20 protein-coding genes are annotated in these 23,533 nt (G+C 72.3%); 17 read left to right on the top strand and 3 right to left on the bottom strand.

Going from position 1 to position 23,533, the window contains the following annotated elements:
• Window positions 1–138: 138 nt before the first annotated feature.
• The gene (allB, locus tag ACQEV2_RS34250) at window positions 139–1,479 is read left to right on the top strand and encodes an allantoinase AllB (protein ID WP_433050396.1); all 1,341 of its coding nucleotides are present in this window, start codon (window positions 139–141) and stop codon (window positions 1,477–1,479) included.
• 47 nt (window positions 1,480–1,526) lie between these two features.
• On the top strand, window positions 1,527–2,651 hold the full coding sequence (alc, locus tag ACQEV2_RS34255) for an allantoicase (protein ID WP_433050399.1): 1,125 nt from the start codon (window positions 1,527–1,529) through the stop codon (window positions 2,649–2,651).
• Window positions 2,652–2,720: 69 nt separating this feature from the next.
• Here alc and ACQEV2_RS34260 read toward each other — a convergent pair whose 3' ends face one another.
• Window positions 2,721–3,467 carry an SDR family oxidoreductase gene (locus ACQEV2_RS34260; RefSeq protein ID WP_433050402.1) on the bottom strand — a complete coding sequence of 249 codons (747 nt, stop codon included), beginning with the start codon at window positions 3,465–3,467 and terminating at the stop codon, window positions 2,721–2,723.
• A gap of 155 nt (window positions 3,468–3,622) precedes the next feature.
• Here ACQEV2_RS34260 and ACQEV2_RS34265 point away from each other — a divergent pair, with 155 nt between their 5' ends.
• The 3 genes from ACQEV2_RS34265 (at window position 3,623) to ACQEV2_RS34275 (ending at window position 5,704) form a co-directional block, all read left to right on the top strand.
• A complete protein-coding gene (locus ACQEV2_RS34265) occupies window positions 3,623–4,447 on the top strand; it encodes an AIM24 family protein (RefSeq protein ID WP_433050405.1) in 825 nt (274 codons plus the stop codon).
• Between the two features lie 89 nt (window positions 4,448–4,536).
• Entirely contained in the window at window positions 4,537–5,163 is a 627-nt protein-coding gene (locus tag ACQEV2_RS34270) for a dihydrofolate reductase family protein (protein ID WP_433050408.1), read from the top strand.
• 154 nt (window positions 5,164–5,317) lie between these two features.
• Window positions 5,318–5,704: a ribonuclease domain-containing protein gene (locus ACQEV2_RS34275; RefSeq protein ID WP_433050411.1), complete on the top strand. Its 387-nt coding sequence runs from the start codon at window positions 5,318–5,320 to the stop codon at window positions 5,702–5,704.
• A 61-nt stretch (window positions 5,705–5,765) separates the two neighbouring features.
• Here ACQEV2_RS34275 and ACQEV2_RS34280 read toward each other — a convergent pair whose 3' ends face one another.
• Window positions 5,766–5,966 carry a hypothetical protein gene (locus ACQEV2_RS34280; RefSeq protein ID WP_433050414.1) on the bottom strand — a complete coding sequence of 67 codons (201 nt, stop codon included), beginning with the start codon at window positions 5,964–5,966 and terminating at the stop codon, window positions 5,766–5,768.
• Between the two features lie 213 nt (window positions 5,967–6,179).
• Here ACQEV2_RS34280 and ACQEV2_RS34285 point away from each other — a divergent pair, with 213 nt between their 5' ends.
• The 3 genes from ACQEV2_RS34285 (at window position 6,180) to ACQEV2_RS34295 (ending at window position 9,400) form a co-directional block, all read left to right on the top strand.
• Window positions 6,180–7,394: a histidine kinase gene (locus ACQEV2_RS34285; RefSeq protein ID WP_433054992.1), complete on the top strand. Its 1,215-nt coding sequence runs from the start codon at window positions 6,180–6,182 to the stop codon at window positions 7,392–7,394.
• 103 nt (window positions 7,395–7,497) lie between these two features.
• Window positions 7,498–8,178: a response regulator transcription factor gene (locus tag ACQEV2_RS34290; protein WP_433050417.1), complete on the top strand. Its 681-nt coding sequence runs from the start codon at window positions 7,498–7,500 to the stop codon at window positions 8,176–8,178.
• A 43-nt stretch (window positions 8,179–8,221) separates the two neighbouring features.
• Window positions 8,222–9,400: a cytochrome P450 family protein gene (locus tag ACQEV2_RS34295; RefSeq protein WP_433050420.1), complete on the top strand. Its 1,179-nt coding sequence runs from the start codon at window positions 8,222–8,224 to the stop codon at window positions 9,398–9,400.
• Between the two features lie 103 nt (window positions 9,401–9,503).
• On the opposite strand, the gene ACQEV2_RS34300 is transcribed toward ACQEV2_RS34295, so the two are convergent.
• Window positions 9,504–10,526, bottom strand: coding sequence for a Gfo/Idh/MocA family oxidoreductase (locus tag ACQEV2_RS34300; RefSeq protein ID WP_433050423.1), 1,023 nt, complete (start codon window positions 10,524–10,526; stop codon window positions 9,504–9,506).
• Between the two features lie 129 nt (window positions 10,527–10,655).
• On the opposite strand from ACQEV2_RS34300, the gene ACQEV2_RS34305 reads away from it, so the two are divergent.
• From ACQEV2_RS34305 to ACQEV2_RS34345, 9 genes are all read left to right on the top strand, one after another.
• A complete protein-coding gene (locus tag ACQEV2_RS34305) occupies window positions 10,656–11,393 on the top strand; it encodes a GntR family transcriptional regulator (protein WP_274249854.1) in 738 nt (245 codons plus the stop codon).
• 213 nt (window positions 11,394–11,606) lie between these two features.
• Complete coding sequence (locus ACQEV2_RS34310) at window positions 11,607–12,755, top strand: ROK family glucokinase (RefSeq protein WP_433050426.1); 1,149 nt, start codon at window positions 11,607–11,609, stop codon at window positions 12,753–12,755.
• Window positions 12,752–13,333 (top strand): sugar kinase, encoded by a 582-nt coding sequence (locus tag ACQEV2_RS34315; RefSeq protein ID WP_433050429.1) that lies wholly within the window; start codon window positions 12,752–12,754, stop codon window positions 13,331–13,333. Before ACQEV2_RS34310 ends, ACQEV2_RS34315 begins: the two co-directional genes overlap by 4 nt.
• Before the next feature lie 124 nt (window positions 13,334–13,457).
• On the top strand, window positions 13,458–16,298 hold the full coding sequence (locus ACQEV2_RS34320; RefSeq protein WP_433050432.1) for an SNF2-related protein: 2,841 nt from the start codon (window positions 13,458–13,460) through the stop codon (window positions 16,296–16,298).
• 1,160 nt (window positions 16,299–17,458) lie between these two features.
• Window positions 17,459–19,411, top strand: coding sequence for an SWIM zinc finger family protein (locus tag ACQEV2_RS34325; protein WP_433054995.1), 1,953 nt, complete (start codon window positions 17,459–17,461; stop codon window positions 19,409–19,411).
• Window positions 19,412–19,533: 122 nt separating this feature from the next.
• Window positions 19,534–20,556: a hypothetical protein gene (locus ACQEV2_RS34330; RefSeq protein ID WP_433050435.1), complete on the top strand. Its 1,023-nt coding sequence runs from the start codon at window positions 19,534–19,536 to the stop codon at window positions 20,554–20,556.
• A 117-nt stretch (window positions 20,557–20,673) separates the two neighbouring features.
• Window positions 20,674–21,975, top strand: a complete 1,302-nt coding sequence (pcaC, locus tag ACQEV2_RS34335) for a 4-carboxymuconolactone decarboxylase (RefSeq protein WP_433050438.1) — start codon at window positions 20,674–20,676, stop codon at window positions 21,973–21,975.
• 56 nt (window positions 21,976–22,031) lie between these two features.
• Window positions 22,032–22,667 (top strand): MBL fold metallo-hydrolase, encoded by a 636-nt coding sequence (locus ACQEV2_RS34340; protein ID WP_433050441.1) that lies wholly within the window; start codon window positions 22,032–22,034, stop codon window positions 22,665–22,667.
• A gap of 56 nt (window positions 22,668–22,723) precedes the next feature.
• Window positions 22,724–23,503 (top strand): exodeoxyribonuclease III, encoded by a 780-nt coding sequence (locus ACQEV2_RS34345; protein ID WP_433050444.1) that lies wholly within the window; start codon window positions 22,724–22,726, stop codon window positions 23,501–23,503.
• The last annotated feature ends 30 nt before the right edge of the window (window positions 23,504–23,533 follow it).

Genomic DNA, 23,533 nt, shown 5'->3' on the forward strand with positions numbered 1-23,533 from the left:
GGAAACGTCCAGAGAGTCCGCATCGGGTGCACTGTGGAGAAGTGTGCCCTTGACGGCTCGGGAACGGGAGTGAAGACTCCTTCAACAGAAAGTTGAATTCCGTTACGCGGAAGTAAACGGCGGCAGAGAGGGGTCCGGGTGTCCGACGCTGAACTGGTGCTGCGCTCGAGGCGCGTCATCACTCCGGAGGGGACGCGCGCCGCGTCGGTCGCGGTCGCCGACGGCAAGATCACGGCCGTCCTCCCGTACGACACCGAAGTCCCGTCCGGCGCCCAGCTGGAGGACCTCGGCGACGACGTCCTGCTGCCCGGCCTGGTCGACACGCACGTGCACGTCAACGACCCCGGCCGCACCGAGTGGGAGGGCTTCTGGACCGCCACGCGCGCGGCGGCGGCCGGCGGCATCACCACCCTCGTCGACATGCCGCTCAACTCCCTCCCGCCGACCACGACGGTCGACCACCTCCGCACCAAGCAGGACGTGGCCGCCGACAAGGCGCACATCGACGTCGGCTTCTGGGGCGGCGCCCTGCCCGACAACGTCAAGGACCTGCGCCCGCTGCACGAGGCCGGCGTCTTCGGCTTCAAGGCCTTCCTGTCCCCGTCCGGTGTGGACGAGTTCCCGCACCTGTCCCAGGACCAGCTCGCCCAGTCCCTGGCCGAGATCGCCTCCTTCGGCGGCCTGCTGATCGTGCACGCCGAGGACCCGCACCACCTCGACGCCGCCCCGCAGCAGGGCGGCCCCAAGTACGCCGACTTCCTGGCCTCGCGCCCGCGCGACGCGGAGGACACGGCGATCGCCCAGCTGATCGCCCAGGCGAAGCGCCTCCACGCGCGCGTGCACGTACTCCACCTCTCGTCGAGCGACGCGCTGCCGCTGATCGCCGAGGCCAAGCGGGAAGGCGTACGGATCACCGTCGAGACCTGCCCGCACTACCTGACGCTGACCGCCGAGGAAGTCCCGGACGGCGCCAGCGAGTTCAAGTGCTGCCCGCCGATCCGCGAGTCCGCCAACCAGGACCTGCTCTGGCAGGCGCTGGCCGACGGCACGATCGACTGCGTGGTGACCGACCACTCGCCGTCCACGGCCGACCTCAAGACCGACGACTTCGCGACGGCCTGGGGCGGCATCTCGGGCCTGCAGCTCAGCCTGGCCGCGGTGTGGACCGAGGCGCGCAGGCGCGGGCACGGCCTGGAGGACGTGGTCCGCTGGATGTCCGCGCGGACGGCCGAGCTGGTGGGCCTCGACGACCGCAAGGGTGCCATCGCGGCGGGCCGCGACGCCGACTTCGCCGTCCTCGCGCCCGACCAGACGTTCACCGTGGACCCGGCCGCCCTCCAGCACCGCAACCGCGTGACGGCGTATGCGGGCAAGACCCTGTACGGCGTGGTGAAGTCCACCTGGCTGCGCGGCGAACGCATCGTCGCGGACGGCGAGTTCACGGCCCCGAAGGGGCAGCTGCTCACCCGCGACCACTGACCTTCTCTCCCGCACCCGCAGCGGCCGACTTCTGAAAGGCACACCTCGTGACGGCGATACCCAGCTTCACCGGCGACGCGAACCCCTACGGAGGCGGTGACCCGTACGCGGACTACCGCACCGCCGACTTCCCCTTCACCCAGTACGCCAACCTCGCCGACCGGCAGCTCGGCGCCGGTGTCATCGCCGCCAACGACGAGTTCTTCGCCCAGCGCGAGAACCTGCTGGTGCCCGAGCGGGCCGAGTTCGAACCCGAGCACTTCGGGCACAAGGGCAAGATCATGGACGGCTGGGAGACGAGGCGCCGCCGCGGCGCGTCCGCCGACCACCCGTGGCCGACGGCCGAGGACCACGACTGGGCGCTGGTACGCCTCGGCGCGCCGGGTGTGATCCGCGGGATCGTGGTCGACACGGCCCACTTCCGCGGCAACTATCCGCAGGCTGTGTCGATCGAGGGCACGTCCGTACCAGGCTCACCGTCCCCGCAGGAGCTGCTCGCGGACGACGTGAAGTGGACGACGCTGGTGCCGCGCACTCCGGTCGGCGGCCATGCTGCGAACGGCTTCTCCATCGCCGTCGAGCAGCGCTTCACGCACCTCCGCGTCAACCAGCACCCCGACGGCGGCATCGCGCGCCTGCGCGTCCACGGCGAGGTCGTCCCCGACCCCGAGTGGCTGTCGGTCCTGGGCACCTTCGACGTGGTCGCCCTGGAGAACGGCGGCCAGGTCGAGGACGCCTCCAACCTCTTCTACTCGCCCGCCACGAACACCATCCAGCCGGGCCGCTCCCGCAAGATGGACGACGGCTGGGAGACGCGCCGCCGCCGCGACCAGGGCAACGACTGGATCCGCTACCGGCTGGTGGCCCAGTCCCAGATCCGCGCGATCGAGATCGACACGGCGTACCTGAAGGGCAACAGCGCGGGCTGGGCGTCGGTGTCGGTGAAGGATGCCGATGAGAGCGGGGCGGGCGAGTGGACGGAGATCCTCCCGCGCACCCGCCTCCAGCCGGACACCAACCATCGCTTCGTCCTGCCGACGCCCGTCGTGGGCACGCACGCGCGCGTGGACATCTTCCCGGACGGCGGAATCTCCCGGCTGCGACTGCACGGCTCGCTGACGGAGCAGGGCGCGGCGGGGCTGGCGGCTCGGCACCAGGAGCTGGGCGGCTGACGTCCGTAGAGCGCGGCTGAGTCCCGTGGGGCGTACCGGCAGGACAGCACCGGTGCGCCCCACGTCACGTCACGCGGCGTGGCCCCCGTCCACGGCGAACTCCGCTCCCGTGACGTACTCCGCCCCGGCCAGGTACGCCACCGTCGCCGCGACCTCGTCGGCCGTGCCGAAGCGGCCCAGGGCGGTCATCGCCGCCTGACCGGGCGCGTACGGGCCGTCCGCCGGGTTCAGGTCGGTGTCGATGGGGCCGGGGTGGACGATGTTCGCCGTGATGCCGCGCGGTCCCAGCTCTCGCGCCAGGGCCTTCGTCAGGCCGATCAGGGCCGACTTGCTGGTGGCGTAGAGCGTGCCGCCGGGACCCGGGACGCGCTGCGTCATGCAGGTGCCGATGGTGATGATCCGGCCCCCGGCGGTCATACGGGCCGCCGCCGCCCGTGAGGCGAGGAAGACGCCCCGCACGTTCACGGCGAGGACCCGGTCCACGTCCGCGAGCGACAGGCCCTCCAGCGGACCCAGGACGCCCACGCCGGCGTTGTTCACCAGTACGTCCAAGCCGCCCAGCACCTCAGCCGTACGCCCCACCGCGCCCTCCGCCTCGTCCGCGTCACCGGCGTCCGCCCGCAGGGCCACGGCCCGCCGCCCCAGCGACTCGACGGCCCGGACGACCTCCTCGGCCGCATCCTTGCCGTTCACGTAGCTCACGGCGACGTCCGCGCCCTCCCGCGCGAGCCGCAGTGCCGTCGCCGCGCCGATGCCGCGACTGCCGCCCGTGACCAGGGCCACCTTGCCGTGCAGGGTTCCGTAAGTCGTTGTCATGGGTCCATCCCAGCGCTGCACGGGCCGGAGCGCTGGCGGCGAACGGACATCGAGATCGGGTGAACGGACAACGAGACGGGGCGAACGAAGATCGGCACGGGAGGACTGCCGGAACCCGGCGGAACTCTTCGCTCCGGTTCTCTCGTTCACCCCACGTGACTCTTCAGCAAGAAATCGTCGGCAACGCCATGCAGATGGCGGTCGTCAGCCTCCAGCCCGGCCAGACCGTGTACTGCGAGGCGGGCAAGTTCCTCTTCAAGACCACCAACGTGACCATGGAGACCCGCCTGACCGGCCCGTCGAACGGACAGCAGCCCCAAGGCGGCTCGACCGCCGGAGGCGGTGGCGGCATGGGCGGCATGCTGCGCCAGGCCATGGGCACCGCCATGCAGGTCGGCCAGCGCGTCCTGGCCGGCGAGTCGATCGCCTTCCAGTACTTCACCTCCCAGGGCGGCGAGGGCACCGTCGGCTTCGCGGGCGTGCTGCCCGGCGAGATGCGGGCGCTGGAGCTGGACGGCACGCGCGCGTGGTTCGCCGAGAAGGACGCCTTCGTCGCCGCCGAGTCCACCGTCGACTTCGGCATCGCGTTCCAGGGCGGCCGCACCGGCATGAAGGGCGGCGAGGGCTTCATCCTGGAGAAGTTCACCGGGCGCGGCACGGTGATCATCGCCGGCGCCGGCAACTTCATCGACCTCAACCCGGCCGACTTCGGCGGTCGTATCGAGGTCGACACCGGCTGCGTCGTCGCGTTCGAGGAGGGCATCCAGTACGGCGTCCAGCGCGTCGGCGGCCTCAACCGCCAGGGCCTTATGAACGCCGTCTTCGGCGGCGAGGGCCTGTCCCTGGCCACCCTGGAGGGCAACGGGCGCGTCATCCTGCAGTCCCTCACCATCGAGAGCCTCGCCAATGCCCTGAAGAAGGCCCAGGGCGGAGACAAGCAAGGCCCGACGGGCGGTCTGTTCTCGACGAACGTGGGGTGAGCGCGCGGACGGCCCACCGATGAGTTGCGGGTGCCGACGGGGTCTGAGGTGATGACAGCAGACCCCACCCCGGAAAAGAGGCACTCCTCATGGGCAAGCTCGTTTCCACCCTCTTCGTCACGCTCGACGGCGTCTACCAGGCACCCGGCGGCCGGGAGGAGGACACCCGCGGCGGCTTCGACCAGGGCGGCTGGGTCTTCGCATACGCCGACGACGACTTCGGCCAGTTCATCAACGAGGTCTTCGCCCGCCCGGCCGCCTTCCTCCTCGGACGCCGTACGTACGACATCTTCGCCTCGTACTGGCCCAAGATGACCGATCCCGCCGACCCGGTCGCCTCCAAGCTCAACGCGCTGCCGAAGTACGTCGCCTCCTCGACGCTGACCGACCCCGAGTGGGCCGGCACCACCGTGATCAGCGGCGACCTCGGCAAGGAAGTCACCGCCCTCAAGGAGCGCACCGACGGCGAGCTCCAGGTCCACGGCAGCGGCGCCCTGGTCAGGTCCCTGCTGGTCCTCGACCTCGTCGACACCCTCCACCTGCTGACCTTCCCGGTCGTGCTGGGCTCGGGTCACCGCCTGTTCACGGAGGGCGCCGTGCCCACCGCGTTCAAGCACACCGGCGGCCGCACCACGAGCACGGGCGTGGCCATCCACTCGTACGACCTGGCGGGGCGCCCCGACTACAGCTCGTTCGGGCTCCCCGAGGAGGCGTGACGAGTCGTCCGCGGCGTTCTCGCACGACTCCTCATGGAGATCGGGTGAGGACGCCGGGGCGCACGTTAACTTACCGAAAACTCATCGGACTTGCCGGGAAAATCTCCGGCCTTGACATTGACATGCCACTGTCTACGCGCGTCATCATGAAGCCATGAGATTCCCCCCACGCATCACCCGCATCGGCGCAGCCGCCGCCGTCCTGTCCGCCCTCCTCGTCGGCGGCACCGTCGCCGCCACCCCGGCGGCCGCCGCGGTCGGCAGCATCTGCTACAGCGACCTGCCCTCACAGGCGCACGACACGCTCGACCTGATCGAGCAGGGCGGGCCGTTCCCGTACTCGCAGGACGGCACCGTCTTCCAGAACCGAGAAGGCATCCTGCCCAGCCAGGCGTCCGGGTACTACCACGAGTACACGGTCATCACGCCTGGCTCTTCCACGCGCGGAGCTCGCCGGATCGTCACCGGTGAGGAGAACCAGGAGGACTACTACACGGCCGACCACTACGAGTCGTTCGACCTGATCAACTACGGCTGCTGAGCCCGTAGGTCACGGTCGACGCCGAGGAAACGGCGTGACTCGCCGGAAGTCCGGTCCGCGCTCAGCCGGACTTCCGGCTCTCGGCGGCGGCGAACAGCGCGAACGCCAGCACGAGCAGTGCGACGCTCGCGTAGATCTCGAAGCCGTCGAGGAAACCGATCCGCTGCACGAGACCCCAGTCCCAGTCGGTGAACTCGTGCACCAGGCCGGCGATGCCCTGCACGAGGGCGATGAACCCGAGGATCTCCAGCACCTGTTTCATGCCTACGACTCTCGCCCCGCGGACCCCCCACGCCAATCGGCCGCGGGGCGAGCCATGTCTGCCGGAAGTGCACGTTCCGGGCGGGCGACGCACGCCGAAAGTCTGCCGTCGTGCGACTTTGGTCGACGATCAGGCGCGCGATGAGGTCGCGCGGGCTGTCACTGCGTAGATTTGTCGGCCGTGAGTGGTGACAAACCGGAGGCCGTGCCCCGGATGTTCGAGGGGCGGCGCTGGCTGCTGCCCTCGGCCGTGCTGCGGGAACTCGACCCCGACGCCGAGCGTTCCCGACGGCCCCGGCGCACGGCTCGCGACTGGGTGGTCGACTTCTGCTGCTTCCTGGTGGCCGTCCTGGTGGGACTGACCGCCGCCGACGCGCTCGACGACCACCCCGACCTCCCGCACACGCTGGTCGTCGTCGACCAGTGGATCGGCGCGCTCTCCCTGGGCGCGGTCTGGCTGCGTCGCCGCTGGCCGCTCGGGCTGGCCGTGGCGATGACGCCGATCAGCATGGTGTCCGACACCGCGGGCGGCGTGGCCCTGATCGCCCTCTTCACCCTCGCCGTGCACCGGCCCTTCCGTTACGTGGCCTGGGTGGCAGGCGCCAACCTGGCGCTGCTCCCGCTCTACTTCTGGCTGCGCCCCGAGCCCGGCCTGCCCTTCCTCGGCGCACTCGCCTTCTCCGTGGCCCTGCTCGGTGCGGTGGTCGGCTGGGGCATGTTCGTACGGTCCAAACGGCAGCTCATGCTGAGCCTGCGCGACCGTGCCCGGCGTGCCGAGACGGAGGCACGGCTGCGTGCCGAGCAGGCGCAGCGGCTCGCCCGCGAGGCCATCGCCCGGGAGATGCACGACGTCCTCGCCCACCGGCTGACCCTGCTCAGCGTGCACGCGGGCGCCCTGGAGTTCCGGCCCGACGCGCCCCGCGAGGAGATCGCGCGGGCGGCGGGCGTCATCCGGGAGAGCGCCCACGAGGCCCTCCAGGACCTGCGGGAGATCATCGGCGTGCTACGGGCGGGCGAGCCCGACGACGCCGGACGCCCGCAGCCGACCCTCGCGGCGCTGGAGGCGCTGGTCACCGAGTCCCGCGAGGCCGGTATGAAGGTCACCCTCGACCAGCGCGTCACCGACCCCGCCGCCGTGCCCGCCTCCGTCGGCCGCACCGCCTACCGCATCGCCCAGGAAGGCCTGACCAACGCCCGCAAGCACGCCCCCGGCACGGAAGTCACGGTGACGGTGACCGGGGCGCCGGGCGGGGGCCTGTCCGTCACGGTGCGCAATCCGGCGCCCGAGGGGGAGGTCCCCCACGTTCCGGGCTCCGGCCAGGGACTGATCGGGCTGACGGAGCGGGCGACGCTGACGGGCGGCCGGCTGGAGCACGGACCCGCGGCGGACGGGGGGTTCGAGGTGCGGGCCTGGTTGCCGTGGGGGTGACCCGCGTCGATCCGGCCGCGTGGTGCTCAAATGCCGCCCCAGCGAGCGCTGTTGCGGGCCGTCCGGCACATCCACGCCGTACAACCGTGATTACGTGGGGCACATGACTGCGATCAGACTCCTCCTCGTCGACGACGACCCGTTGGTCAGGGCCGGCCTGTCCTTCATGCTGGGGGGCGCCGAGGACATCGAGATCGTCGGCGAGGCGGCCGACGGCGCCGAGGTCGAGACACTGGTCGACCGCGTCCGCCCGGACGTGGTCCTGATGGACATCCGGATGCCGTCGGTCGACGGCCTCACGGCCACGGAACGGCTGCGCGGCAGGAAGGACGCCCCGCAGGTCGTGCTGCTGACCACCTTCCACGCCGACGAGCAGGTGCTGCGCGCCCTGCGCGCCGGCGCGGCCGGGTTCGTGCTCAAGGACACCCCGCCCGCCGAGATCGTCGACGCGGTGCGCCGCGTCGCCGCCGGTGACCCGGTCCTGTCGCCCACCGTGACCCGCCAGTTGATGGACCACGCGGCCGGCACCGCCGCCGACACCCGTCGCGCACGCGCGCGTGAGCGGCTCACCGTCCTCAACGACCGCGAGCGCGAGGTCGCCGTCGCGGTGGGCCGGGGCCTGCCCAACGCCGAGATCGCCGCGGAGCTCTTCATGAGCGTCGCCACCGTCAAGACGCACGTCTCGCGCGTCCTGGCCAAGCTGGACCTCAACAACCGTGTCCAGATCGCGCTGTTGGCGTACGACGCGGGGCTTCTGGAGGATGTGGAGGACGACGGGCACTAGTCGGGGCTTCCGTGCGTTGTCGGGGTGTCGGAGGGGGAGCGTCATGGCAGAAGTGATCGACCTGGGGGAGTTCGGGAAGGGGTTCCGCGAGAATCCGCATCCGGTGTACGCGCGGTTGCGTGAGCGGGGCCCCGTGCACCGCGTCCGGCTGCCCGACTGGCAGTCCGAGGTCTGGCTCGTCGTCGGGCACGAGGAGGCTCGCGCGGCGCTCGCCGACCAGCGGCTGTCCAAGGACGGCGCCAAGATCGGCCTCAAGTCACTCGACGAGGAGCTGATCGGGAAGAACCTGCTGGTCACCGATCCGCCCCAGCACACCCGGCTGCGCGGGCTCATCTCACGCTCCTTCACCGTGCGCCGCGTCGAGGAGCTGCGGCCCAGGGTTCAGCAGATCACCGACGACCTGCTCGACGAGATGCTGCCGCGGGGCCGCGCCGACCTCGTGGAGTCCCTCGCCTACCCGCTGCCGCTCACCGTCATCTGCGAGCTGCTCGGCGTGCCCGAGATGGACCGCGTCGAGTTCCGCAGGATGTCGACGGAGGCGGTCGCGCCCACCAGCCCGGGCAACGAGGCCGATGCTTTCGTGGCCCTCGGCGCCTATTTCACCGGCCTGATCGAGGACAAAAGGTGCGCCGGGCCCAGCGGTGACCTGCTGAGCGACCTGATCCGCACCACGGCCGAGGACGGCGACCGGCTCTCACCGGACGAACTGCGGGGCATGGCCTTCATCCTGCTCATCGCCGGGCACGAGACGACGGTCAACCTCATCACCAGCGGCGTGCACAACCTGCTCAGCCACCCCGACCAACTCGCCGCCCTGCGCGCCGACATGACCCTCCTCGACGGCGCGGTGGAGGAGATGCTGCGCCACGAGGGTCCGGTGGAGACGGCGACGTTCCGGTATGCCGCCGAACCCCTGGAGATCGCCGGTACCACCGTCGAGAAGGGCGAACCGGTGATGGTCGGCCTCACGGCGGCCAACCGGGACGCCGGCCGCTATGCCGATCCCGACACTTTCGACATACGCCGCGACACCCGAGGCCACGTCGCCTTCGGCCACGGCATCCACTTCTGCCTGGGTGCCCCTCTGGCTCGTCTGGAAGCCCGCACGGCGATACGGTCCTTGCTGGAGCGTGCTCCCGGCCTGGCGCCGGACGGCCCGCCGGGGGAGTGGCTGCCGGGGATGCTGGTCCGGGGGATGCGGAGTCTGCCGGTGCGCTGGTAGCGCACCGGTCACCCGGGTTGTCGGATCCGGCCGGGGGCGGGTCCGTTCGGGGATCGGGTCCGGTCGAGGGGTCGAGTTCGGCCGGGGATGTCGAGTCCGGTTCTCACAGAGCCGCAGCCGAGGCCCCGCCCGGGATCTCCGCGAGGGCGACCGGTCTGCGCTCGCGCCGCGACTGCTCGCACGCCTCCGCGATCCGCAACGCCTGCAGTGCCTCCCGCCCGTCGCAGGGATTGGCCCGCTCTCCGCGCACCACCTCCACGAACGCGTTCAACTCCGCCTCGTACGCGGGCCCGAACCGCTCCAGGAACCCCGACCACGGCTTGTCCGCCGCGGGCGGCCCGGTCGGCTCGGTGGACGCGATCGGCGTACGGTCGTCCAGGCCGACCACGATCTGGTCCAGCTCCCCGGCCAGCTCCATGCGCACGTCGTACCCGGCGCCGTTCAGCCGCGTCGCCGTGGCCGTGGCGAGCGTGCCGCCGTCCAGCGTGAGCACCACCGCCGCCGTGTCGACGTCGCCCGCCTCACGGAACATCGAGGGACCGGCGTCCGACCCGGCCGCGTACACGTCGACGACCTCGCTCCCGGTCACCCAGCGCAGCACGTCGAAGTCGTGGATCAGTGCGTCCCGGTACAGCCCGCCGGACAGCGGCAGCCACTCGACCGGCGGCGGCGCCTGGTCGCTGGTCACCGCCCGCACGGTGTGCAACCGCCCGAGTCGCCCGGACCGCACCGCCTCGCGCGCGCCCATGTACCCCGCGTCGAAGCGGCGCTGGAAGCCCATCTGCAGGATCGTCCCGGCCGTCTCCACCTCGCCGATCGCGTGCAACGTGCCCGGCAGATCGAGCGCTATGGGCTTCTCGCAGAACACCGGAAGACCGGACCGTGCTGCCCGACCGATCAGTTCGGCGTGGGCCGACGTCGCTGTGGTGATCACCACAGCGTCCACGCCCCACCGGAAGATCTCGTCCACTCCGGGCGCCGCCGTCTCGCCCAGCCGGTGTGCCAGCGCCTGGGCCCGTGTGGCATCCGCGTCCGTGAGGATCAGGGAGCCGACGTCGCGGTGGCGGCTGAGCGTGTTGGCGTGAATCGTTCCGATGCGGCCCGTACCGATGACCCCGATGCGCATGGAAACAAAGTGGGGGTTCAGTGCGTAAGCTGTCAATGCATTTGTCCGGACAATCGAACTACACGACTTCCCGTCAACAACGCGTAGAGCTACGCTCGGCCCGTGCCGAAACCAGAAGTGGACCCGACCGTGGAACTCGAGCTCAGTGTGGACCGGAGCAGTCCGGTGCCGTTGTACTTCCAGCTGTCCCAGCAGCTCGAGGCCGCGATCGAGCACGGAGCGCTCACCCCCGGCAGCCTGCTGGGCAACGAGATCGAACTCGCCGCACGCCTCGGCCTGTCCCGGCCGACCGTCCGCCAGGCCATCCAGTCGCTGGTCGACAAGGGCCTGCTGGTGCGCCGCCGAGGCGTCGGGACCCAGGTCGTGCACAGCCAGGTCAAGCGGCCGCTGGAGCTCAGCAGCCTCTACGACGACCTGGAGTCCGCCGGCCAGCGCCCGGCGACCAAGGTGCTCGTCAACACCGTCGTCCCGGCGTCCGCCGAGGTCGCGGCGGCTCTCGGGGTGGCCGAGGACAGCGACGTGCACCGCATCGAGCGGCTGCGTCTCGCGCACGGTGAGCCGATGGCATACCTGTGCAACTTCCTGCCGCCCGCCCTGATCGACCTGGACACCGCACAGCTGGAGGCCACTGGCCTGTACCGCCTGATGCGCGCCGCCGGAATCACCCTGCACAGCGCCCGCCAGACCATCGGCGCCCGCGCGGCCACCGCGGCCGAGGCCGAACGCCTTGCGGAGGAGGAGGGCGCACCGCTGCTCACGATGCAGCGGGTGACGTTCGACGACACTGGCCGAGCGGTCGAGTACGGCACCCATACCTACCGTCCGACGCGCTACTCGTTCGAGTTCCAGTTGCTCGTGCGGTCATGAGCAGTGCGACCTGGGGCGGCCCGACAGGGTGGCGGACCGGCCGGTACGTTGCAATGTCAGGACAATGCAACGCCCTGGCATCGCAACATCCTTGAAGGGGCGCGGGGAACTGCGCGACCAGCCACACACCACCCGCAGACGGCGTATGTCATGAACCACCCCACTGTTCCCCCGTACGGCACTCATCCCGACGGTGAGGCAGAATCGGCGGCGATGAGCACCTACCGCGACTTCACCGCCCCCATCGGCTCCCGACGGGCCCCCGTTCTCAGGACGGTGGGCCCCAGAGAGCGCCGCTCACACCTGTCGGCACCCCGTGTGCCAACGGTCGGCATCGACATCGGCGGCACCAAGGTGATGGCGGGCGTCGTGGACGCCGACGGCAACATCCTGGAGAAGCTCCGCACGGAGACCCCGGACAAGTCCAAGAGCCCGAAGGTCGTGGAGGACACGATCGTCGAGCTGGTCCTGGACCTGTCCGACCGCCACGACGTGCACGCCGTCGGCATCGGCGCGGCCGGCTGGGTCGACGCCGACCGCAACCGCGTCCTGTTCGCGCCCCACCTGTCCTGGCGCAACGAGCCGCTGCGCGACCGTATCGCCGGCCGCCTCGCGGTCCCGGTCCTGGTGGACAACGACGCGAACACCGCCGCCTGGGCCGAGTGGCGCTTCGGCGCCGGCCGCGGCGAGGACCACCTCGTCATGATCACGCTGGGCACCGGCATCGGCGGCGCGATCCTGGAGGACGGGCAGGTCAAGCGCGGCAAGTACGGCGTCGCGGGTGAGTTCGGCCATATGCAGGTGGTGCCCGGAGGCCACCGCTGCCCGTGCGGCAACCGCGGCTGCTGGGAGCAGTACAGCTCGGGCAACGCGTTGGTCAGGGAGGCGCGCGAGCTGGCCGCCGCCGACTCGCCGGTGGCGTACGGGATCATCGAGCACGTCAAGGGCAACATCGGCGACATCACCGGCCCGATGATCACGGAACTGGCCCGTGAGGGCGACGCGATGTGTATCGAGCTGCTGCAGGACATCGGCCAGTGGCTCGGCGTCGGCATCGCCAATCTCGCGGCCGCCCTGGACCCGTCCTGCTTCGTCATCGGCGGCGGTGTGTCGGCCGCCGACGACCTGCTGATCGGGCCCGCGCGGGACGCCTTCAAGCGCCACCTCACCGGCCGCGGCTATCGCCCCGAGGCCCGTATCGCCCGGGCCCAGCTCGGCCCCGAGGCCGGCATGGTCGGCGCCGCCGATCTGGCCCGCCTGGTCGCCCGCCGCTTCCGCCGCGCCAACCGGCGCCGGGTCGAGCGCTACGAGCGCTATGCGCGGTTCGCGGAGGCCCGCAGGTCGTCGCAGGGGTCGGCGTGACCGTGTCCGTACCCCGCCAGGCAGACTCCCCGGACGAGCCCCAGGAGCCGGCCGAGGACCGTCGCCACATGATCCGCCGCAGGGCGCTCACCCTGCTCATCATCGTGCTGCTCATCGGCGTACCCGCCGGCTATCTGGTGATCTCCGCCAACCAGAGCCGCGACAGCGGCAAGGACAAGGAGGAGAAGTACTCGGCGACCGGCCTCACCGAGGGCTGGCCGTCGAGGGTCCAGCGCCGCATCTACCAGGTGCCGATCCCGGTTCCGTCGTACAAGGTCGCGTACTACGAGACGAACAACTGGCGGACCAGCCGTCTGTACGTCCAGTTCGAGACCACGCCGGAGGGCCTGGACACCTACCTGAAGTCCATGGGCCTCGGCCGGGACGACCTGAAGGCGGACGACATCACCATCAGCGCCCGCGACCAGAAGATCACCGGCTGGGACTTCAAGGGTCACGGGCCGTGGCACGGCCTCATCCATGAGCAGAAGAACCCGGCGCCCACGCACGACGTGGTGGTGAACACGTCCATCCCGGACAAGCCCTTCGTGTACGTCGTCTCGCGCACGGTCCCCTGACGACCCCGTGACGCACCCGGCCCGGCGCACCCGGCCCGGGCCGGCCGCCGGAGCCGATTGTCAGACCCCGCCCGTAGAGTCGAAGACGGTTGATCCGACTCATGGGCGGGAGGTGACAGGACGTATGAGCGACAGGGCCGCGCACAGCGCCGGCACCGCGGTGGCCGAGCGCGCGGGGGAGGCCGTGCCCGTCCGACTCGCGGCCGTCTTCGTGCCCGCGTCCCTCCCGCGCGAGGGGCGGATGGCCTTCTGGGATCCGGAGGGCGGCCCCCTGCCCGACGGGGACACGGAGCTCACTGTCGTACGACGTCATGGAGCCGGAGTCCGCCGCAGGACCACCCCCGCGCTGTCGTTGCCGCTCGGCGAGGCGCTGCCGCTGCTCGTGCGCGCCCGGCGCGACCCGGCCGCCCACCCCGCCACCGCCTGCTGGGGCGCGGCCGCGCTGCACGCGCTGCGGCTCACCGCCCGAGGCCGGCTGCTGCCCGGCCTCACGCCCACCGGCCACGACGCCTGGCGGGCCGGCCCGCTCGACCCGGACGACATCGCACACCTGCGAGCGGTCGCCGCGGCCCTGCCCTACGAAGGCCATGCGGTCCCGCTGACCGGCCCGGGCCCCCTGCGGCTGCCCGAGCCGGAGGCGCTGATGCGCTCCTTCCTGGACGCCGTCGCCGACACCCTGCCCCGCACGCCCGCCGCTCCGCACGCCTTGGGGAAGCCCTTCGCCGCGCGTGAGGCTCAGCGCCTGCCCGACGCCCACGACTGGGCGGCCGAGGTCGCCGCCGGCATGGACGCGGGTGTGCGGATCTCGCTCCGCCTGGACCTCTCGGCGTACGACCTCTTCGACGGCGGCGGTGACGGCGTGCGCAGCGCCGGGGCGGCGATCGTCCAGGTGCACAGCCTCGCCGACCCCACCCTGGTGGCCGATGCGGCCGCCCTGTGGTCCGGCGAGGCGGACGCGGCGTTCGGGCCCCGTGCGCAGGTGGACGCGGCGCTGGCGGTGCGGCGCGCGGCCCGGGTGTGGGCCCCGCTGGACCGGCTGTCCGAGCAGGACGTGCCCGACGTGCTGGCCCTGTCCGACGAGGAGCTGGGCGACCTGCTGGGTGTCGCGGCGACCAGGCTCGCGGCGGCCGGGGTGGCGGTGCACTGGCCCCGGGACCTGGCGCAGGACCTGAGCGCGGCCGCGGTGGTACGGCCGGCGCCGGGTTCCGCGACCGACGGCACCGGCTTCTTCGAGAGCGAGGAACTGCTCCAGTTCCGCTGGCAGTTGGCGATCGGCGGCGACCCGCTCACCGAGGCCGAGATGGACGCGCTCGCCGAGGCGCACCGCCCGGTCGTCCGGCTGCGGGACCGCTGGGTGCTCGTCGACCCGGCCCTCGTCCGCAAGGCCCGCAAGCGCGAACTGGGCCTGCTCGACCCGGTCGACGCGCTGTCCGTCGCCCTGACCGGCAGCGCGGAGGTCGACGGCGAGACGGTCGAGGCGGTACCGGTCGGCGCCCTGGCCGCCCTGCGCGACCGCCTGACGGCGGGGGTACGCCCCGCCGAACCGCCGCCGGGACTGCGGGCGACGCTGAGGGACTACCAACTCCGCGGCCTGGCCTGGCTGGACCTCATGACCACCCTGGGCGTGGGCGGCTGCCTCGCGGACGACATGGGGCTCGGCAAGACGATCACGGTCATCGCCCTGCACCTCAAGCGCGCCCGGACGGCCCCGACCCTCGTGGTCTGCCCGGCCTCGCTTCTCGGCAACTGGCAGCGGGAGATCACCCGTTTCGCGCCCGGCGTCCCCGTCCGCCGTTTCCACGGCCCGGACCGCACCCTGGAGGACATGGACGCCGGCTTCGTCCTCACCACCTACGGCACGATGCGGTCGGCGGCACCGACGCTGGCCCAGCACACCTGGGGCATGGTCGTCGCCGACGAGGCCCAGCACGTCAAGAACCCGTACTCGGCGACGGCGAAGGCCCTGCGCACGATCCCGACGCCCGCGCGCGTGGCGCTCACCGGCACACCGGTCGAGAACAACCTCTCCGAGCTCTGGGCGCTGCTCGACTGGACGACACCGGGCCTGCTCGGCCCCCTGAAGTCCTTCCGCGCCCGGCACGCGCGCGCGGTGGAGAACGGCGAGGACGACGAGGCGGTGAACCGGCTGGCCCGCCTGGTCCGCCCCTTCCTCCTGCGCCGCAAGAAGTCCGACCCCGGGATCGTCCCGGAGCTGCCGCCCAAGACGGAGACCGACCACCCGGTCCCGCTCACCCGTGAACAGGCGGCGCTCTACGAGGCGGTGGTGCGTGAGTCGATGCTCGCCATCGAGACGGCGGAGGGCATGGCGCGCAGGGGCATGGTCCTGAAGCTCCTCACCTCCCTGAAGCAGATCTGCGACCACCCGGCGCTGTATCTGAAGGAGGACGCGGCGGCGGCCACCGAGCGACTGGCCGCCCGCTCCGGCAAGTTGACGCTGCTGGACGAACTCCTGGACACGCTGCTGGCCGAGGACGGCTCCGCGCTGGTGTTCACGCAGTACGTGGGGATGGCCCGTCTGATCGCCTCCCACCTCGCCGCCCGTGCGGTCCCGGTGGAACTGCTGCACGGCGGCACGCCGGTTCCGGACCGCGAGCGCATGGTGGACCGCTTCCAGAGCGGCACGACGCCGGTCCTGGTCCTGTCCCTGAAGGCGGCCGGCACCGGCCTGAACCTGACCCGCGCGGGCCATGTCGTCCACTTCGACCGCTGGTGGAACCCGGCCGTCGAGGAACAGGCCACCGACCGCGCCTACCGCATCGGCCAGACCCAGCCCGTCCAGGTCCACCGCCTCATCGCCGAAGGCACGGTCGAGGACCGCATCGCGGAGATGCTCGAATCCAAGCGGGCCCTGGCAGACGCGATCCTCGGCTCCGGCGAATCGGCCCTCACGGAACTGACGGACCGTGAGCTGTCCGACCTGGTGTCGTTGAGGAGGGAGCCATGACCGGGCCGGTGGAGCGGGGGAGTGCGGCGGGTGGCGAGGCCCAGGGGTTCGACGCCGAGCCGGTCGACGACGAGCGGAACCCGGATCGGCTGTCGCCTTCGGCCACCGCGCCGACGCCGGATGCGCCAAGCCGACCTTCTGAGCCCCGACCGGCCGACGCGGCCCGCCGGGCCCTTCGAGCCGCGCGGGAGCGGCGAGAAGGGGCGCCGGAGAGCGGCGTGCGTCAGGGCGTCCGCCAAGGGTCGGGTCCCGCAGCTCCGTCGCGTCCTGAGCGGGAGCCGGGGACGCCCCGTCGGGAGGAACCACCGCCGCACGGATCCGCCCGCCCGGGACCTCGGCCGGCCGATGCGGCCCGGGCGGCGCTGCGGCGCGCGGTGACCGCGAGGCGGGGTGGGCAGGCGGAGAGCGAGAACGGACGAGGGGATACCGCGGGCTCCGACGCCGGGCCGCCGACCGAATCGACTGCCGACACACCGACCGGCGGGGGCGGCGGGGAGGGGGAGGCGTCGGCCGGTGCCGGTGCTTCCGCTGCATCGGGAGCCTCCGATGCGCGGCGGGGTGCGTCAGTCCGTACGCAGCGCGAGCGGGGAGCTGCCGCTCGTACCCCCAGTGCGCGGAGTGCGTCGGTTCGCGCCTCCGGCGCGGGCAGGGATGCTGGGGCGCGTGCGTCCGCTGATGGGGTGGGTGCGTCGGCGGGTACGTCCGGCGTGGAGTGCGATGCCTCGGCGGGTACGTCCGGCGTGGAGTGCGATGCCTCGGCGGGCACGCCCGGCGTGGAGCACGACGCCTCCGCGGGCACGCCCGGCGTGGAACAGAACACCGCGGCGACTACTCCCGGCACGAAGCAGGACGCCGCGGGCGGGACCGTCGGCGGGGAGAAGGGCGTGTCAGGAGGGGACTCGAAGGCTGCCACGGTGGTGCACGAGGGCGAGGCGGGGCGACTCGGTGCCCGCCCTGCGGACGTCGCCCGCCAGGCGTTGCGTGCCGCACGTGAGGGGGCGCGGCAGGCAGGGATCGAGCAGGCCGGTGGGGGACTGGAAGGTGTGTCGGAGGCCGCGCGAACGGCGTCGGCCGGCCGCGGTGCCGGCGGCGACGCACGCCGACGCGTGGCCGACCTTCGGGTGCGTTCCCTGCGGGAGTTGCTCGGGGACGCGTTCCGGATGCCGGAGGATGACACGCCGCGGCGAGACCACCCGTCGACGCCTGCGGCACCGCACCCGCGCCGAACCACACCGGCGGGGCCCGGCTCGACCACGCCCTCCGCAGAGTCCCGCCGAGCCTCGCAACCACCCGCACCGACCGAGACCGGCACCTCGGACCCCGTAGCGCCTCCGGACCCGACCGCTTCCTCGGTGTCCAAGGGCACCGCCTCCACGTCCGAGGCGTCGCGCGCCTCCGACATCGCGGGCTCGTTCTCCGAACTGTCCTCGGCGTCTTCGGAGTCCCCGACATCTTGGAAGTCCCCGGCGTCTTCGGCGTCCCCGGCGGCCTGGGAGTTCTCGGCCTCCCCGGAGTCCCCGGCGCCCGCACCGTCCGCGGACACCCACCCCACGACTCCAGACCCCACGCGCCCCGAACCCTCACCCACGCCTCCCTCCGGGGCGGGGCCCGCGACGACTCCCGTGTCTCCCTCCGGGGCGGGGCCCGCGACGACTCCCGTGTCTCCCTCCGGGGCGGGGCCCGCGACGACTCCCGTGTCTCCCTCCGACGCGGGGCCCGCGACGACTCCCGTGTCTCCCTCCGACGCGGGGCCCGCGACCACCCCCGAGCCCCCCACCGACACAGGACCCACGACCACCCCCGCGCCCACGACGCCGCGCGTGCCCCGCTCCATGGCGGCGCCGGGGCGTGACGGTGAACTGCGCCGCACCTTCCCGGCGTTCCCCCTCGTGTCCCTGGAGCCCGGGGCGTCGGGCGACGCCCGCTTCGCCCGGACCTGGTGGGGGAACGCGTGGGTGAAGGCGCTCGAAGAGGGCGCACTCGATCCCAAGCGGCTGGCCCGTGGACGCTGGTACGCGGAGCAGGGGCATGTCGATGCCATCACCGTGACACCGGGGCTCGTCCTGGCGTATGTGCGGGGCAGCCGGCCGCGGCCGTACCGCGTGCAGGTGCGGTTGCGGACGCTGGACGACGCCGACTGGGCGCGGTTCCTGGACGCCGCGGCCGACAGGCCGGGACACATCGCCGCGTTGCTCGACAAGGAGATGCCCCAGTCGCTCGCCGGCTGCGGCGTCCCCCTCCTTCCCGGCCCCGGTGACCTCGACCCCCGCTGCAGCTGCCCCGACCGTGGCCACCCCTGCAAACACGCCGCCGCCCTCTGCTACCAGACCGCACGCCTGCTGGACGCCGACCCCTTCGTCCTGCTCCTGCTGCGCGGCCGAGGCGAACGCGAGCTGCTGGACGCCCTGTCCCGCCGTAACGCCGCCCGCGCCGCACGCGCCGCCCAGGAACAGGAACCGGCGCCCCTCCCCGGCGTGCGGGCCACCGACGCCCTCGCGCCGCAGCGCCAACTCCCGCCCCTCCCCGCGCCGTTGCCCGCGCCCGCACACCCCGAGCAGCCCCCGGTCTACCCTGCGGCGCCGGGCGGCCCCGACCCCTTCGCGCTGGACCAGTTGGCGACCGACGCCGCCGCCCGTGCCCACGCCCTGCTCAGCACGGGCCGCGACCCGGTCGCCGAACTGTCCCTGTGGCAGGACGCGGTGCGGCTCGCCGCAGCCCGCCCCGGTTCCGGCCTCACCGCCTCCACCCGCGCCCTGTACTCCTCCCTCGCCTCCGCCGCCGACCGCACCCCGGCCGATCTGGCACGAGCGGTCGCCGCCTGGCGCCAGGGCGGCCCGGAAGGCCTCGCCGTCCTCGAAGAGCCCTGGGACCCGCCTGCCGGCCGCTTCGACCGCGCCCGTCCCCTCCTCCTCGCCGCCGACCTCCCCGCCTTCCGCCCCTGGCGCAACCGCCTCACCCATCCCCGCGGGCATGTCCAGCTCCGCCTGGGCCGCGACGGCCTCTGGTACCCGTACGAATCCGAACCGGGCCACGACGACTGGTGGCCTCGCGGCACCCCCGACCTCGACCCGGTGGGCGCTCTCACCGGCCTCGGCGCCTCGCCGGAAGGCTGACCCGGCCAGTCGCCGTGGGCGATCCCTCAGCGGCTGCAACCGGCGCCCCACTTCACAACTACACTGCCGCGAAGTCGCCGAGCGACACAGCAACTGGCCTGAAACGAACGGTGGGAGAGGCCATGGCAACGGGGGGATGGGGTCCTGGCCCCGGCTCGGGACTACCGGGTGGCCAGGGACCGGGCGGCCAGGGACCAGGCGCACAGGGCTGGGGTGCTCCGCACGGGCCGCCGCCGGTTGGCCCCTACGGCCCGCCCGCACCGAATGCGAGCCCGTATCCGCCGCAGACCCCCTATCCGAACCCGAATCAGAACCCCTACCCGAACACGAATCCGTACCCCTACGGCCCGCCGCCCGCGGCCCCCGTTCCCGCTCGGCGCCGCCGCAGCCGCCTGTGGTTCTTCTCGGCGCCCTACCTCGCCGCCGCCATCATCCGCTCCGCACACCGCGTCGCCACCCGGCTGTTCGTGCAGGAGGGCAACGGCCGGATCGAGGACCGCACCGTCGACCGGGTCCAAGCCGCCCGCACGGTGCTCGGCGTCGTCGCCACCGTCGCGCTGGTCCTCCTCTACGGCGTGGAGCCGGACCGCTTGGAGGACACGGGGACGAGCAGCGTCGCCAACCTGATCATCACCCCGGTTCTGCTGATCCTCGCCGGACCGCTGGTCATTCTCGGGTTCATCCTCTACGCGCCCCCGCACCTGCGGCCGCAACTGCGCTCCCGGCTCCACGCCCCGCTCAAGGCGGTCGGCTGGTACGTGCTGACGGTGGTCGTCATCGGAGGGGTCCTCTACGTGGCGGCCCAGAGCGCACTCGACAACCGGAGGGACTGGTTCGGCTATGCCATCGCCCTCGTGGCGTTGGCCGTGATCGTGTGGGGGTTTCCCTTCTTCTTCATGGCGTCGCTGTACTCGGCCCGCAGCGCCTTCAACACCGCCCACGTCCACCCGATGCTGCCTCCCGTGGTCACCGTGGTGCTGGTGTGGGTGCTCGCCGTCTTCAACCTGATCGACAGCGGTATGCCGCAGGGCCCGCCGGTCGTGCAGTTCTGCTCCCTGCTGGGCGGTCCGTTGTCGGTGACGGCCGTCTCGCTGTGGGAGATGCGGCGGATGCGTACCCGGTTCGGGGTCACCGTCCGAGGCTGAGCCGGACCGGCATCCCGTGAAGGCCGTGTGAGAGTTCCCCGCTGATCTGCGGGAGCCAGGTGTGCGGACCTGGGGCCCAGGGGTCCGGGGTTCGAAGAGGGCGGTTAGCGTGGAGCGGTGAGTGAGACGAAGACCCCTGCCCTCCAGTACCGCTTCGACGGCCCGGAAGACGCCCCGGTCCTCATCCTCGGCCCCTCGCTCGGTACGACATGGCACATGTGGGACCGGCAGGTCCCCGAGCTGGCCCAGCAGTGGCGTGTCTTCCGGTTCGACCTGCCGGGACACGGTGGCGCGCCCGCGTACCCGGCGGGCTCCGTCGCCGATCTCGCCGACCGGCTGCTCGCCACCCTCGACGGCCTCGGCGTGCAGCGCTTCGGTTACGCGGGCTGCGCGCTCGGCGGCGCCCTCGGCATCGAACTGGCCCTGCGCCACCCCGAGCGCCTCGCCTCGCTCGCCCTGATCGCCGCCTCGCCCCGCTTCGGCACGGCCGACGAGTTCCGGCAGCGGGGCGTGATCGTGCGCACGAACGGCCTCGACCCCATCGCTCGCACCTCGCCCGACCGCTGGTTCACCTCCGGCTTCGCCGCCGCCCAGCCCGCCATCACCGAGTGGGCCGTGCAGATGGTGCGTACCACCGACCCCGGCTGCTACATCGCCGCCTGCGAGGCGCTCGCCGCCTTCGACGTACGGCCCCGGCTGGGCGGCGTCACCGTGCCCACCCTCGTCCTCGTCGGCTCGGACGACCAGGTCACCGGCCCCGCCGAGGCCCGCACCCTGGTCGCCGGCATACCGGACGCCCGCCTCGCCGTCGTCCCCGGCGCCTCCCACCTCGTGCCGGTCGAGCAGCCCGCCGCCGTCACCGATCTGCTGGTCCGGCACTTCTCCACCGCCTGGCAGCAGCCCGCCTACGACTCCACCACCGGCCAGATGGCCGCGATCCAGGCCGCCCCCGTCAAGCCGGTCCTGGCCGCGCCCCCGCAGCCCGCGCCCGTCGCCGAGATCGCCCCGGCCGTCGTGCCGTCGCAGTCGACGGGACGACAGGACCCGTACGACGCCGGGATCAAGGTCCGTCGCGAGGTGCTCGGCGACGCGCACGTCGACCGGGCGCTGGAGCAGGCGGACGAGTTCTCGGGGGACTTCCAGGAGTTCATCACCCGGTACGCCTGGGGCGAGATCTGGGACAGACCCGGCCTCGACCGCCGCTCCCGCAGCTGTGTCACGCTCACCGCCCTGGTCGCGGGCGGCCACATGGACGAACTCGCCTTCCACACCCGCGCGGCCCTGCGCAACGGCCTCACCCCGAACGAGATCAAGGAAGTGCTGCTGCAGGCTGCCGTCTACTGCGGCGTACCGGCGGCGAACAGCGCCTTCAAGGTCGCCCAGGAGGTCATAAGGGAAGAGACCACGCCACAGGAGTGAGCATCCGGAAGCTGCCGGAGTGAGCATCCGGAACGGGTGCTTGCCAGGATGGACCCATGAAGCTCACGAAGAAGTCGCACGCCTGCATCCGGCTGGAAAAGGACGGACAGACGCTCGTCCTCGACCCCGGAGGATTCAGCGAGGAGGACGCCGCGCTCGGCGCGGATGCGATTCTCGTCACGCACGAGCACCCCGACCACTTCGACGAACTGCGCCTGCGCGCCGCCATGGAGAACAACCCGGCCGCCGAGATCTGGACCCTGAAATCGGTCGCGGAGAAGATCTCCGCCGCCTTCCCGGGCCGCGTGCACACCGTCGGCCACGGCGACACCTTCACGGCCGCCGGCTTCGACGTCCAGGTCCACGGCGAACTGCACGCGGTCATCCACCCGGACATCCCGCGCATCACCAACGTCGGTTACCTCGTCGACGGCGGCAAGGTGTTCCACCCCGGCGACGCCCTCACCGTCCCCGACCACCCGGTGGAGACGCTGATGCTCCCGGTCATGGCCCCCTGGAACAAGATCGCGGAAGTCATCGACTACGTCCGCGAGGTCAAGCCGCAGCGCGCCTACGACATCCACGACGCCCTGCTCACCGACCTGGCCCGCCCGATCTACGACCGCCAGATCGGCGGCCTGGGCGGCGCTGAGCACCTGCGCCTGACGCCGGGCGACTCGGCCGAGGTGTGAGCGGGCCCACCCCGGCCGGGACCGCGTTGTCGTACCCGCCCGGTAGGTTGTGAGGCATGCGCATCGCCACCTGGAACGTGAACTCGATCACCGCCCGCCTGCCGAGGCTCCTGGCCTGGCTGGAGAGCAGCGGCACCGACGTGCTGTGCCTCCAGGAGGCCAAGGTCGCCGAGGACCAGTTCCCGTTCGACCCGCTGCGCGACCTCGGCTACGAGGCGGCGGTCCACGCCACCGGCCGGTGGAACGGCGTGGCGGTGCTCTCCCGCGTCGGCCTCAAGGAGGTCGTCAAGGGCCTGCCCGGCGACCCCGGTTACGACGGCGTCGTGGAGCCCCGCGCCATCTCCGCGACCTGCGGCCCGATCCGCGTCTGGTCGGTGTACGTGCCGAACGGCCGTGAGGTGGACCACCCCCACTACGCCTACAAGCTCCAGTGGTTCGAGGCCCTCAAGGCCGCCGTAGCCGGCGACGCGGGCGGCAGCCGCCCGTTCGCGGTGCTGGGCGACTACAACGTGGCCCCGACGGACGACGACGTCTACGACGTGGCCGTCTTCGAGGGCCTCACCCACGTCACCTCCGCCGAGCGCGCCGCCCTCGCCTCCCTGCGCGAGTCCGGCCTGTCCGACGTGGTCCCGCGCCCCCTCAAGTACGACCACCCGTACACCTACTGGGACTACCGCCAGCTCTGCTTCCCCAAGAACCGCGGCATGCGCATCGACCTGGTGTACGGCAACGAGGCGTTCGCCAAGGCGGTCACCGACGCCTATGTGGACCGCGAGGAGCGCAAGGGCAAGGGCGCGTCGGATCACGCGCCGGTGGTGGTGGACCTGGACGTGTAGCCAAGGTCGGCTACCACCAGCCCCCAGTCG

It is taken from the genome of Streptomyces sp. CA-251387 (genome assembly GCF_050936625.1).
In the GTDB taxonomy this organism is placed as follows: domain Bacteria; phylum Actinomycetota; class Actinomycetes; order Streptomycetales; family Streptomycetaceae; genus Streptomyces.